12 protein-coding genes are annotated in these 14,191 nt (G+C 42.4%); 5 read left to right on the top strand and 7 right to left on the bottom strand.

What is annotated here, in order from left to right; genetic code table 11:
* Window positions 1-54: 54 nt before the first annotated feature.
* The 5 genes from ITG09_01830 to ITG09_01810 all read right to left on the bottom strand — a co-directional run bounded on the left by ITG09_01830 (window position 55) and on the right by ITG09_01810 (window position 3,929).
* Window positions 55-285 (bottom strand): hypothetical protein, encoded by a 231-nt coding sequence (locus ITG09_01830; protein UPR52425.1) that lies wholly within the window; start codon window positions 283-285, stop codon window positions 55-57.
* Window positions 286-487: 202 nt separating this feature from the next.
* Window positions 488-1,177 (bottom strand): TIGR04219 family outer membrane beta-barrel protein, encoded by a 690-nt coding sequence (locus ITG09_01825; GenBank protein ID UPR52424.1) that lies wholly within the window; start codon window positions 1,175-1,177, stop codon window positions 488-490.
* A gap of 114 nt (window positions 1,178-1,291) precedes the next feature.
* A complete protein-coding gene (gene pspG / locus ITG09_01820) occupies window positions 1,292-1,513 on the bottom strand; it encodes an envelope stress response protein PspG (protein UPR52423.1) in 222 nt (73 codons plus the stop codon).
* A gap of 248 nt (window positions 1,514-1,761) precedes the next feature.
* Window positions 1,762-2,742, bottom strand: coding sequence for a tRNA dihydrouridine(20/20a) synthase DusA (gene dusA / locus ITG09_01815; GenBank protein UPR52422.1), 981 nt, complete (start codon window positions 2,740-2,742; stop codon window positions 1,762-1,764).
* Between the two features lie 266 nt (window positions 2,743-3,008).
* Window positions 3,009-3,929 (bottom strand): LysR family transcriptional regulator, encoded by a 921-nt coding sequence (locus ITG09_01810; protein UPR52421.1) that lies wholly within the window; start codon window positions 3,927-3,929, stop codon window positions 3,009-3,011.
* Window positions 3,930-4,267: 338 nt separating this feature from the next.
* On the opposite strand from ITG09_01810, the gene ITG09_01805 reads away from it, so the two are divergent.
* From ITG09_01805 to ITG09_01790, 4 genes are all read left to right on the top strand, one after another.
* Entirely contained in the window at window positions 4,268-7,582 is a 3,315-nt protein-coding gene (locus ITG09_01805; GenBank protein UPR52420.1) for a hypothetical protein, read from the top strand.
* Window positions 7,583-7,710: 128 nt separating this feature from the next.
* Window positions 7,711-9,033, top strand: a complete 1,323-nt coding sequence (locus ITG09_01800) for an IS4 family transposase (protein ID UPR52419.1) — start codon at window positions 7,711-7,713, stop codon at window positions 9,031-9,033.
* 338 nt (window positions 9,034-9,371) lie between these two features.
* A complete protein-coding gene (gene zur / locus ITG09_01795; GenBank protein UPR52418.1) occupies window positions 9,372-9,830 on the top strand; it encodes a zinc uptake transcriptional repressor Zur in 459 nt (152 codons plus the stop codon).
* Window positions 9,831-9,847: 17 nt separating this feature from the next.
* Complete coding sequence (locus ITG09_01790; GenBank protein ID UPR52417.1) at window positions 9,848-10,309, top strand: chemotaxis protein CheX; 462 nt, start codon at window positions 9,848-9,850, stop codon at window positions 10,307-10,309.
* 158 nt (window positions 10,310-10,467) lie between these two features.
* Here ITG09_01790 and pgi read toward each other — a convergent pair whose 3' ends face one another.
* Complete coding sequence (gene pgi, locus ITG09_01785) at window positions 10,468-12,120, bottom strand: glucose-6-phosphate isomerase (protein ID UPR52416.1); 1,653 nt, start codon at window positions 12,118-12,120, stop codon at window positions 10,468-10,470.
* Window positions 12,121-12,446: 326 nt separating this feature from the next.
* On the opposite strand from pgi, the gene ITG09_01780 reads away from it, so the two are divergent.
* Window positions 12,447-12,866: a YjbQ family protein gene (locus ITG09_01780; GenBank protein UPR52415.1), complete on the top strand. Its 420-nt coding sequence runs from the start codon at window positions 12,447-12,449 to the stop codon at window positions 12,864-12,866.
* 118 nt (window positions 12,867-12,984) lie between these two features.
* Here ITG09_01780 and ITG09_01775 read toward each other — a convergent pair whose 3' ends face one another.
* The gene (locus ITG09_01775) at window positions 12,985-14,190 is read right to left on the bottom strand and encodes a BamA/TamA family outer membrane protein (protein ID UPR52414.1); all 1,206 of its coding nucleotides are present in this window, start codon (window positions 14,188-14,190) and stop codon (window positions 12,985-12,987) included.
* Between the last annotated feature and the right edge of the window lies 1 nt (window position 14,191).

The following is a 14,191-nucleotide window of genomic DNA, read 5'->3' as shown; positions in this document are numbered from 1 at the left end:
AAAGTATGTTTTATAACTTTTTGGAAGTAAAAACCGATTGAAACGTAAATTGACTTACTGGTTTTCAATACGAACTTGCTGAAAGCCAACCGCCATTGCCGACTTAGATGCTAGGTCTAAATCCGCGTAATGGCACTCTTCACCATGAACATCAGTAAGCAGAACAAAGCCACCTCCCATATGGCGAAACTCCACAACCCAAGACCCTTCTTGAATTGAGGGCTCTATGATCGCTTCAACTAACAGATTTTCTCGATATAAATTTCGTAATTCATTGAGTGTCATATTCCATCCCTTGCTTTGACCTCACAACATAGACCCTATAAGAATAGACGCTAATTCGATCTCTGTATAAGGATGGTCGAAAGTGATGAATGTGCTAACTAATTCCAGAAGGATATAACCAATAGATATAAAAAAACGCCACTGAATAAAGTGACGTTCCTAAAATTCGTTTTAGATGCTCTTTAAAATTAGCTTGAATAGCCTAGAAGCGCACTTCAGCGCCAGCAAACCAGCCATCTACCATGACAAAGCTTTTACCTAGATCAGAGCTAAAGAACTCATCCGAGTCTAAATCGATAACACGGTAACCACCACGCAGGGCAATTTCAGATTCTGATACTGGAATTCGGTACTGAACACCCGCCATCAAATCAGTGCTCTTAATACCACTGCTATCACCGAACTCCATCGTACCGATGATATCGAAGTTGGTGTCAGGAACGTTGATCTCTGCGTTACCGTAAAAGCTCCAAGTAAATTCATCAAAGCTTGTTTGAGCGCCACCTGTTTTCGGTTCGATGTAATTCGAATTTGAATACTGAGTAAACGTCACACCCGCATCGAAGTTCATCAGCTTGTGATCTAACAACGTGTAATAGAAGGTGTAATCGTACTTATCGAAGGCCAATGAATCCGCATCGACAGAAGTATATCGAAAGCTAGCGTTTGGTAGCATCGGGGCATTATGCTCAAATGCGAAATACAACGAAGGTGAGTTAGAATCATCATCTTGTCTAACTTCGTTTAGCTTTGTACTTCCCCACCACATATCGGCACCGACTTTAGCCGTGTAAGAAAACTCTTCTTCAGCAGACACTGCCGAGCTTAAAGATAGCATTCCCACTAAAGCAATTAATGGCATTTTATTCATTTGAGATAGCTCCAATTCCATATCGTTGTGCTAATTGTATGCACATTCATAGATTATTGGGGAAAATTCTATCACACATCTTAAATTCTCAAACGATAAACCGATGACGATCAAAGATTTGACGACACCATGACCTTAGTAACGTCTTTGGTTAGAACTGTGTACAAAGTTTTTGAAAAACCAGATACCCAATGCAATCACAATTAACCAAGGCAGCAACTTAAACACGACGCCCATCATCCCTAAGACTAACATGACAGCTAACGCGACTCCGGTTGCAGCCAATACCGTCATAAACGTAATACCAGTGACAAGTAGAGTGGCAACGAAAATAAGAACAAAGATTAATTCAAACATAATGGTCTCCCTAATGAGTTAATGACCTATCTTTCCTACTTTCTAACATTGCAGCTTCCATACCAAGTTAATAAAATCAATAAAACCCTTATTTATCAGATAAATAAAAAGCCACGCATATTAATGCGTGGCTTTTTAAGAAACTATCAATGGTAAATTTAGCCTCTAGTGGCGAATTTAACCTTAAGATTTTAACCTTACGTTTTTAAGCTTGGGCTTTTAAGCTCGAACTTTTCACCTCGAGGGGGTTATACGTTTAGCTCTTTAGGGATCTTAGCCAATGCAGTCTGCATCACTTCGATACCTGCACCTTTCTTATGTGCGTTTTCACTGATGTAACGACGCCATTGTCTTGCGCCCGGCATGCTTTGGAACAAACCAAGCATATGACGAGAGATGTGTCCTAAGCTTGCACCATTTGAAAGCTCACGCTCAATGTACGGGTACATTTCTTCAACCACTTGTGAGCGCTTCTTGATTGGCGTGTCTAAACCAAAGATCTGCTGATCGACTTCAGCCAAGATAAACGGGCTATGGTAAGCCTCACGACCGATCATCACACCATCAAGGTGTTGCAAGTGCTCTTTAGTTTGCTCAAGAGTCGTAACGCCACCATTCACAGCAATCACAAGATCAGAGAAGTCTTTCTTGATTTGGTATGCACGATCGTAATCTAGCGGTGGGATCTCACGGTTCTCTTTCGGGCTAAGACCACTCAACCACGCTTTACGTGCATGAATAGTAAATTGCTCACAGCCACCTTTTTCAGAAACCGTCGAAACAAACTTAGTTAGAAACTCATAAGAGTCTTGGTCATCAATACCAATTCGCGTTTTCACAGTAATTGGAATATCAGTAACTTCTTTCATCGCCGACACACAATCTGCCACCAGCTCTGGCTCAGCCATTAAGCATGCACCAAAGCGACCATTCTGAACTCGGTCTGAAGGACAACCTACGTTTAGGTTGACTTCATCATAGCCACGCTCACCAGCAAGCTTGGCACAAGCAGCTAAATCAACCGGGTTTGAACCACCAAGTTGAAGTGCAAGCGGATGTTCTTGCTCGTTATACTCTAGGAAGTCGCCCTTACCATGTAAGATCGCGCCCGTTGTTACCATTTCCGTGTACAGAAGAGTCTGCTGGGAAAGCAAACGGTGAAAGTAACGACAGTGGCGGTCAGTCCAATCGAGCATTGGAGCAACGGATAAGCGGGATGATGGATGCATACTTGATACCTCTTAGAAATTCAACGATATAGCTCATAGCACACCGCTTTACGTGTTAGCTGTTCTTAGTGTTGAGAGAATGAGTGATCACCCTCTGATCAACATAAGGCGGGGGATTATACAGCCCTACCAACATTGCTTCAATCACAAGCAAGCTTGGCACGTTCCCTTTCATCCTAGGTCTAATTACCAAATCATGAGTTCCTAAATAGTCTCGATAATTTCTATCTACACGAATGTCACTGGCACAATCGCAGTACCACTAACTAACAAGATAAGGCATTAATAGCGGCAGCCTTAACCTTTTTCGTCAACCAAATTATAGATGGGTCAAGGTTCCTAGCTTTTGACCAATACACACAAGCCTCAACTTTCTGCTCTAAAAAATTGTTATCCAAAATTTTTAAATTAAATACGTCCGAGTTTTTTTCCACCATTTTACGAGTAAAAATAGCCAGGTTATTGCTATTTTGAACAGAAGATAGTAACCCCCAATAACTCGCAACTTGCCTTTTCACTTTTCGCTTTTGTAGCAGTTGGACGCTCGAGGGTAATAAACTCTCGAAAAAACTATGACTACCAGAGATACTTGAAAGTGTAACGTGTTGATGTTCTAGAAACTCACTCTCGCTTATCATACTTTCAGAAAATGCAGGATGATTTGTCCGACAGACGATAACTAACTCATCATCATAAATCATGTGGGAAAGTATTGATGATTCAGTATCAGAAGAACCTTCTAGTGAAACATCAATCGTACCTTGCCTCAGCATATCTTTGGTTTCTTTTGTACTGTGATTATCAACTAAAATCGTCACATACGGAGCTTCATTTTCAATTTCCTTAAAAAGCTCGGGGATTAAAGTGTGCTCAAATAGACTGATGGTTGATATTTTAAATACACGCTTACTCAGACTCGGATCAAATCGAGTCCTCGTCGCAGATAATGCATCTAACTTTAAAAGTGCATCAGCAATATCTGGGTAAATTTCTAACGCAAATGCTGTCGGCCTTACGCCTAACTTCTCCCTAATGAAAAGTGGATCGTTATAAATATCTCGCAGCTTTGAAATACTTTGACTCACCGATGGCTGAGTTACCCCTAACCGCTTCGCCGCGTTGGTATATTGTCTCTCTTCCACTACTGCGGCAAAAACAGCCAGCAAATAGTACTCATTAAAATTCATATGGATTATTAATATAAATATTTTTATATTTAATTATATCAGTAATAACTCTTTAGAAAGTTGACCTCACACAATTTCCATCCGCTACACCACGCTGATTTCTACAGTTAATTAACAGCTTGCGCCTTATTCCCCCTCCTCGACTGCATCGACCAAAAGCTATGTACCAATATTCACAAACTGAATACCCACCATCTTAATATAAAATTATTTATATTTGATAGTGCCAAATTTCACCCTCAAAAACGTAGACTTCGCGATCTTATGAAATGGTTATATTTCATTTAAATCCTGATAAACCAAAGACTAAAGACTCACCTACGAAGGACGTAAGAGTAATGAAAAAAATCAGCTTGCTGGCAGCGGCAGTTTCAATGGCGTTAACGGGTTGTGGGAGCGATGACTCAAACTCTTCACCAACACCAACACCAACACCACAGTTCACAATCACAGCCATTGATGGCTACCTAAATAATGCCGAAGTTTATATTGGAGATAACTGTGACTCGTTTGTAGGTAGAACTAACCAAAGTGGCCAACTAACACTCGATCTTACGGATGAAATCGTTGATCAAAAGGTGTGCATTAAAGCCATTGCAAATGAAACGATTGATATGACCCGCGGCGTTGTTGTTGATGAATTTACCCTTGCTGCCCCTTCTGTACCAAAAAATGAGCCTGTGGTTGTCAGTCCAATGACTAACCTCGTTGTTGAACAAATTGAGCATGCCGAAGAAAATGGCGTCGAAATGACTCAAGAAGAAGCAGAACAAGCTGTTGTTGAATCTTTCAATACTAATGATGATGTGGTTTATACCTCTGAAGATATCTTTGGCGATTACGTTGCAGTGGCTGAAGGCGAAGGTGAAGAAGCAGAAAAAGCTAAAGCGATCAACGTTGTTGGTGAAACGTTAGTTGACAATGACAATGTGCTTGACGTTGAAGAGCAGCTAAATGTTGTTTCAGATATTTCACAAGAAACGTCAGACATTATTGCCGATGAGACCCAGGAGCTAAGTGATGATTATTCTCCGATCGTTCGTACTGGTGAGAACGGCTATGAAGGTATTGAGACTAACCATCGCCCTACCCAAGCTGAAGACACCAATATTCAACCAGTCACCTTCGAACTTGGTCAATCACGCAACTATGAATTAAGTGCACTTTTCATTGATGCTGATGGCGACTCCTTAGTGTATACCGTTGACGCACAAGCAGAAGCAGGCGCTGATATTACGAACGGTGGTACAACTTTAACGGTTACTCCCACTCAAGCTGGTGTATACGATGTGTTGATCTATGCATCTGATGAAGCATCTCGTTCTTACCCAATAGTGCTAAATGTATCAGCAACAACACCAAATGCTGCGCCAATCTTGAATGAGCAAAATACCGTACAGTCCGACCTTGATGCTTTAAACCTAACAGCAACCCAAAGTGTTGATGAACGTGTATCGATTAACGACTTGTTTATCGATGCAGACAACGACGAACTGACTTACGACGTAACAGACCTCACGGGGAATGGTTTGAGTATCAACGCTGATAACGAAAGCGCTGAGCTGCATATTATTGGAACACCAGAACAAGAAGGTACATTTACATTCAACGTTACTGCGAATGATGGTTACCACCCTTCAGTTAGCACAGAGCTGAATCTAAATGTTGCGCAAGCGCTAAATACTATTCCTGAGTTAAACAAGAAAGAGCAACAGCGCATAGCAGATGAGCTAACAGAACTTAATTTGCAGGTTGGTAAAACTGTGAATAGCAATATTAGTCTCGGCCAACTATTTAGTGATGATGATGCATTAACCCTGACAGCGCAAAACACTATCGAAGGTGTTAATACAACAATTAACGGGACAACTCTTTCACTAATAGGCACTCCTACGACTCAAGGTAATGCTGATCTCGATATTTCTGCTGATGATGGTGTGCATGACCTAGTTTTGGCCGAATTTAATGTATCGGTGGCAGAAGAGGATTCCTCTGAACCTACAGACCCAGTAGTACCCGCTCCAACCCCTCGCTTTGAAGAGAAGCACTTTATTGGCGGTGAGTGGCGCATGGGTGAGATTGGCGAAGATGAGCATGACCTAGAGATGGGTTGGGCTTCGCTGATGAAAGACCAAGATCAGCACTACTTCTGCTGGAAGAAAAGCCTTAACATTCAAACACCTGAAGAACTTACTGAACTAGAGTCATTCAAGAATACACTTGATATCAGCCCAAACAGTGATGATTGCTGGCCTATTGAAATCCAGTCGGATGGCACATTACTTGGTGACGGAGATACCTACACACCTGTTTATACATCAGAAAACAATGGGGACTACCAAATTGTTTATGAACTTGGAGGTGGTTTGTATTGGTTAGACTCCACACAAGATTTGCCATTCAGCGCGATGCTACCTGTCCCTGCGATGGATAACACCGTTTATCAAAGCATTGATTGGGAAAACGACTCTGATGTAGCACTACGCTTACGCAGTGCAAACTTCACAGTTAATCAACAGAATATTTATGCTGCAGACGTGACAAAGTCAGGAATCTTTACTGCTCGTGAGTTAGAAGCCTATGATGATGATTTATTGCCAATGATTTGGACTGGTACTTGGGAAATTTCAACGTCAGATGATGGTAAAGAGCTATTGACTTACAAAGGAATGAACTTTGCCGACTACGAACAACAATATATGCGCCAATTTAATGATGGTGAATTACGAATTCTTGTTGCTCAGCATGGAGATGAAGACGGAGAAAAGGTAGATATTGTTCTCGAATCACCCGATGAATCATTATTGCGTAGTATCAATGCGATTTGGGACCCAAGCTCAACACAACCTAAGCCTACGCCAACATTACCAGAGCTCCTTGACCCAAACTTACTGGACGGCAAAACGTTCTATATGACAGAATCTGGGTCATCTACTGGTGATGGGGAATCTTTAGAGCATAGCGTTGTATGGTGTGATGCAGTCAAATTTGAAGATGGCATTTACTACTGGAATAAACGTAATCCATCGAACAATACCACTTGCCCCACAGATGCTGACTTGATTGAGGTAGGTAAATATACCATTGATGAAGATAACTCAGTAATGGTTGTTCAAGCTGACACTTACTCAACAATTTATACCGTAATTGGAGATGCCAGAGACCTCTCATCGGGCGCTCTATCAGTTATTGCTCATGGCTCTCGCAAAGCTCACTTTACAGATAAAAGTGCGGTAGAAGAGCGCCTAAATGCTCAATCAAGCTCAAATAATCAAACTGAAAACACTTTTGATTTTTACTTACCGACAGAACAAGAATACGAATCTCAGCTAGGTCAGGTTAGTATCAGTTTGACTGACTCTAGAGCCATCATTAAGTTTGAAAACGCAATGAATGGTGATGCTGTTACCTGTGAAGTGCTTGAAGATAACTTTGAGAACTTTTGGTTAAGCGACGGTGCCGAAGCTAGTTATTGGTGGGGTTGGGGGAGCAACCAGTGTTTCAATGATGCTATGGGTAATGCTTCAATTATCTTTCCTCATTACCTGACGTTAACTCCAAATAGTGTTTATAGCTTTATTGGCAAGACGGATAGCCGTTACCAAGAACCTGTAAAATACAATACTCGCTGGGATAGCACCCCAGTAAATTAACTATTTTTTACTAACGCTATTTTATGTAAGGCCCAACATTTATTGTAATGCCGATCGTTTAAGAAGACTTGAACGATCTTGCAGTTAGCAGATAATCCCCACCAACAACGTTGATGGGGATTTTTTTTATGCTTGAACAAGAATTAGCAATGGCACACGAGACCATTGAAGATGCCGACAATTATGAATCTGTCGTCGACGCCATTCAGATTGAGTGGATAGAACAAGCTCTTCTTGAAACCAATAAAGCGAGCATAAGACGACGCCGACTTCCCGCTCAGCAAGCTGTCTGGTTAGTTATTTGGATGGGACTGCAACGCAACATGTCTATCAAAGAGGTATGCAGTTCATTAGACATCGCACTTCAGCCTAAACCTGAAGATAGTTGGTCTCGTGTTGCACCCAGTGTCCTAACTGATTCACGCCGACGTCTAGATGAGAGTCCGTTAGCGGCTCTGTTTCACACAACGGTAAAGGCTTGGCGCGAAGATATCCTTCAACAAGACAAAGACTTAGGGCTTAATGTTCTTGCTGTCGATGGGACAACATTTAGGTGTCAAGATTCCACAGAGAACGCTGAAGAATTTGGGTTCATCTCTAAAAAATTGAAACCTTACCCTCAACTTCGTTTAGTCGCTTTGATGTCAACAGAAACACGAATGATTATGGGGGCAGCTTTTGATGGTTGTCATGTCGGTGAAACGACCCTAGCCAAGCGCCTATTCAATGATATCCCCGCACACTCATTGACCTTATTTGATCGTTGTTATTTCTCGGCAGACCTTTTGTTGTCGTGGCAAGAGAGTGCGGAAAATGCTCACTGGTTAATGCCTGCAAAACGTAAGCTACGCTATGAAGTGTTGGAGAAATATGCTGAGAACGACATGCTCATCTCAATGCCTATCTCTCCTCAAGCTCAACGGCAGAATCCGAATTTACCCGCACGTTGGGAAGCCAGATTAGTCCTATATCAAGAGCCAAAAGGTGAGATAAAAGGTTTTATTACTTCACTTACAGACCCTAGTAGATACTCGCTAGAAAGCCTGCTGCGTATTTATTGGCAACGCTGGGAGATAGAAGAAGGTTATGGTGAAATTAAACAGACTCAACTGCAAAGTCACGTCACTTTACGAAGTCGTTTTTCTGCCGGAGTGAAGCAAGAGCTTTGGGGCGTATTACTTGCCTATAACTTAGTGCGATTAGAGATGGTTAAGATAGCTTCAGAAGCCGGGGTTCGAGCAACTAGGGTAAGTTTTACCGCCGCAATTAACCTTATTGATGCGCAATTACGTTGGCTAGCTTTAAGCCCAGACGGAACCCTACCAGTCAAACTTAAAAGGATGAGAGAAAGTCTGAGTCACTTCATTCTTCCGGATAAAAGAAAGGACCGAACGTTTCCACGTTCAGTCCTCTTTGTTCCAGCCAAATATCCGTTTAGGTTCAAGCAGTAATGCTTATCCGAACGGCATTACAACATTTATTGGGCCTTTTTTATATCACACGGTACATTTGTCTCGATAATCTAAAATCCGAGTGAAAAAACACATTGCACACCAACATACATCACACGATATGAACTTTGCCTCACATTTTTTATAAACCTATTCACCAGATCTCTAATTCAGCCCCATTAATCAGTTATGCCTTGAGTCACACTGTCATTTTGAGTTACCTTGTCTTATTCAAAGTCGTGGGTCACAATACGCTCTGTACCTGACTTTAATAGAAATCATTGGCTCCCAAAACGTAGTAACCTAGAAACAAGGTTTGATTAGGGATGTCCGATTGAATGGTGAAAAATTTGGACCACACATTAATAGAGCAAGTTGAAGGGATATGCGCATCGCGAGGCGTTAGATTAACGCCTCAGAGAAAGCGAGTGTTTGAGCTCATTTTCTCTAATAAAAAAGCCTCCAGTGCTTATGAATTATTAGAGCAGTTGAAAGTCAGTGAACCGCAAGCCAAGCCACCTACAGTTTATCGCGCTTTGGATTTCTTGCTGGAACAAGGTTTCATTCACCGAGTTGAGTCAACCAATAGCTTTATATGCTGCTGTTCTTGCAATGCCAATAAACATTTCTCCCAACTACTGATCTGCGATAAATGTGGCACAGTGGTAGAACTGCAAGACGATGCGCTTGTTACTCTACTCGCTAGTAACGCTGAGAAGCACGGTTTTCAATTGACAAATCAAGTCATTGAATCGCATGGTATTTGCCAGACTTGCTCCTCCGATATGAAAGAATAAGATTATAGAAGAACATTATGCGCGCTGAATTTGTAAACCCGTTTTTAGCTTCTTTGATGAACGTATTAAAAACGATGGCTTCTCTAGAATTAAAGCCACAAAAACCAAGAGTTAAGAAAGATGAGATCGCTCGTGGTGATGTATCCGGCCTAATTGGCATGGTGGGTACACAATCTCGTGGTTCAATGTCGATCACCTTCGATGAAGGTCTCGCTCTTGAAATCATGGAAAACATGCTAGGTGAACGACCAAACGGCTTGAACGAAGAAGTCACTGATATGGTCGGTGAAATCACCAACATGGTGACTGGCGGTGCAAAACGTATTCTTGCAGAAAGCGGCTTTGACTTCGATATGGCTACGCCAATCGTCGTTTCAGGCAAAGGACATACTATCCGTCACAAATGTGAAGGAGCAATCATCATCATGCCTTTCTCATCTCAATGGGGTAATGCCTTCATCGAGATCTGTTTCGAATAGAAGTAGCCACTGCAAATATTTAGAAGGCTGACACTGTATTTAAGAGGCTGACAGATACGTCAGCCTTTTTTATTACCTGCGATTTAACCATTGCTTGCTCTACAGATACAAAAACGCCAACCCGAAGGTTGGCGCTTCTTTTCAGGCTATCAACTCAATTAAGCTTTAAGCGCTTTAAATGCATTGATTAGACCGTTTGTTGAGCTGTCATGAGAGGTTACTTGAGCATCGTCAGCAAGCTCTGGAAGAATTTGGTTTGCTAGTTGCTTACCAAGCTCTACACCCCATTGGTCGAAGCTGAAGATGTTCCAGATTACGCCTTGAACGAAAATCTTGTGCTCGTACATCGCGATTAGGTTACCTAAAGAGCGAGGAGTGATTTGCTTAACAAGAATTGAGTTCGTTGGACGGTTACCTTCAAACACTTTGAAAGGCGCAAGCTCAGCTGCTTCTTCTGCTGTTTTGCCTGCCGCTAGGAATTCAGCTTCTACTGTCTCTTTTGTCTTACCGAATGCTAGTGCTTCAGTTTGAGCAAAGAAGTTAGACATCAGCTTCTGGTGGTGATCAGATGCTGGGTTGTGGCTGATAGCAGGAGCAATAAAGTCTGATGGGATCAGCTTAGTGCCTTGGTGAATCAGTTGGTAGAAAGCGTGCTGACCGTTTGTACCTGGTTCACCCCAGATGATAGGACCAGTTTGGTATTCTACTGGATTACCGTCACGGTCAACGAACTTACCATTCGATTCCATGTTGCCTTGTTGGAAGTAAGCAGCAAAACGGTGCATATATTGATCGTAAGGTAGAATCGCTTCTGACTCAGCGCCGTGGAAGTTATTGTACCAAACGCCAATAAGCGCAAGGATAACAGGAATGTTGCTTTCAAATTCAGTTGAAGCAAAGTGGTTATCCATCTCGTGAGCACCATCTAATAGCTCAACGAAGTTATCAAAGCCGATAGAAAGAGAGATAGACAGACCAATCGCAGACCATAGTGAGTAACGACCGCCTACCCAATCCCAGAATTCGAACATGTTGTCAGTATCAATACCAAACTCAGCAACCGCAGTTGCGTTTGTTGATAGTGCTGCGAAGTGCTTAGCAACGTGTGCGTTATCACCCGCTTCAGCCAAGAACCAATCACGCGCAGAGTGTGCGTTCGTCATTGTTTCTTGAGTGGTAAATGTCTTTGATGCCACTAGGAACAGTGTTGTTTCTGGGTTAAGAGGCTTAAGTGTCTCAACGATGTGAGTGCCGTCTACGTTAGAAACAAAGTGCATGTTTAGGCGAGTTTTGTATGGAGTTAGTGCTTCAGTCACCATGTATGGACCAAGGTCCGAACCGCCGATACCGATGTTGACTACATCAGTGATCTCTTTACCTGTGTAACCTTTCCACTCACCAGAAACGATACGGTGTGTGAACAGTTCCATTTTTGCTAGTACTGCATTAACTGCTGGCATTACGTCTTTGCCATCAACCATTACTGGCTTATCACTACGGTTACGTAGAGCAGTGTGAAGTACTGAACGACCTTCAGTCTTGTTGATTGCATCACCGCTAAACATAGCTTCAATTGCAGACTTAACCTCAGTCTCATTCGCAAGAGCAAATAAGTGCTGCATCGTTTCAGCGTCGATAAGGTTCTTAGAGTAATCCACTAAGATGTCCGAACCGAAACGAGTAGAAAAGCTCTCGAAACGCTTTGCATCTTGAGCAAATAGTTCTTTCATATCCATATCTTGAGCAGACTCAAAATGTGCAGTTAGAGCTTTCCACGCTTGTGTTTGCGTTGGGTTGATATTTTTCAACATGGTATCTATCCCGATATTACTGTAGGTTTTATTCTAGACGTCACCAGAGTGATGAATAGAACCCCCGATTAGGCGAAAGTTTATATTTTTCTATGATGACCAGACCGCATCACCACTGAAAGATTCTTTGTAATTTTTTTTCACGACGTATTATGCCGTATATGAAGAGCGCCACCTTGAGATAAATCAGAATTCGATTTCCTGATAGAGGGATCGATGCTGACTCAGGCTCTAACATAATTAAATGTGAGCGATAGCTGATAAATTCAAGTTCAAAAGATAGCGTTAAACCACTTTTTTTCCAAACACATTATAAAGGATGGCGTATGTGGATTCAGAAGACTATACACCTAAATGCACGAAAGCGTGGATTTCATCTCATTACTGATGAAATTGAACAACAGATAAACGATATCAATTCTCTATCTGTTGGTTTATTACATCTTTTTCTTCAACATACTTCTGCCAGCCTCACACTCAATGAGAACGCCGATCCGACGGTTCGCCGCGACATGGAATCACACTTCAATAAGTTCGTACCCGAGCGAGCCGCTTATTACAGACACACCTATGAAGGTGATGATGACATGCCTGCTCATATTAAAGCATCGACACTTGGCACCAGTGTGACAATTCCGATAACCAACGGTCGTTTAGCTTTGGGAACATGGCAGGGCATATACTTGGGTGAACACCGTGATTGTGGTGGCAGCCGCACAGTGATTGCGACTATTCAAGGTGAGTAGACTATTTGAAAGCAAGATTTTATTAATAAAAACAATGCTTTTTTAATACAAAAAGAGTGGTGTGTTTCCACGACCACTCTTATCAAGATAGTATTTGGCCTACTGTAGGCCGAAAGCTTCAGAAGGGCTGGTTTATCATAACCCTAAAGGTCCCTTCATCACCGCCTCGAGCTAACTCAGCACGAACGACAATACCTTCCACTTGAAAACGAACAGCGCCACCTAGGCTCCATTTCATATCCGAGTGCAGTGTTTTTATATCGTACTCATCAGCAACGCGCCCGACTTCGGCAAACGCCACCCATTGCCACCAAGGCAAATCGTAATAGTTAATCACTGGGATATCACCCAAAGGTTGCCAGTCAGGAATCACTCGGTACTCAGCAGAGTAATGAACCGCAGAACGTCCGTGGTAGCGACCTCCTGTATAACCTCGTAAGCGATATAAACCACCAAGTCGAGCTTGTTCAGTTTCCGGTGGACGAGCACAATCTTGCCCAGAACAGTTATCCCAGGTTGGTGTATCAGCGGTATAGAAATCGAGTGCCACAACTTGTTGGTCGAACAAGCCCCCTAGAGGACCTAAAGCGAAGTACTGACTGTTTTGAAAAGTCCATTTCAGCCACAAATCGTCGTTAGACCAACTATCGGCACCGGTGGTGAACTCAAGGTTAGTATGAGAGCCTTTGGTTGGGTTACGTGTACTATCACGATTATCCCAATCGAACGCCAAACTAAAACCGGTCGCCTCCTCGGTATTATTTAAACCTTCCAGCTCACGAGCGGTATAAAAAGGCGTAAAGACAATCGAACTGACACCCGATTCAACTGGCGAAGCAAAACTGACCTCTTTGATTGGCTGAAACGCGCCGAGTAAGCCATGCTCTGCAACATTGCCCCAAGGCAGCAGATACTTAAATTCAAACTGATAATTCTGCTCTAAGCCATCGGCAATGGTTTTGTTATCGATAGATGAATCGTTATCGCCTTGAGAGCCAATATAATAAGGATTGTCGTTGAAGCGCGCTTGGTACATCTGAGTACTAAACAAGATATTCTCAGACAAGGCATAATTAAAGGCCGATAGAAAACCGACGTAACTGTCTTTGTCTGAATACAAAGCCATACCAAACAAAGCGGCTTGAGGTTGCCAAACGCCCTTTGCGACACCAGCAACCCCAAAGGTATTACCCATGGTTTCGGTGCTGAAATAGAAAGGAACAAAAGCGGAGTCTTTTTCTTCACTTAGAACAGAAGAAGAAAAGCTGACACCAGTTACTGCCATTGCAGACATTAACCAGTATCGAGAAGTTCGCTTGAACATA

It is taken from the genome of Vibrio cyclitrophicus, assembly GCA_023206055.1.
Taxonomy (GTDB): domain Bacteria; phylum Pseudomonadota; class Gammaproteobacteria; order Enterobacterales; family Vibrionaceae; genus Vibrio; species Vibrio cyclitrophicus_A.
Note: the sequence above shows the minus strand (reverse complement) of the source record. Positions and strands in the feature narration are given on the sequence as shown.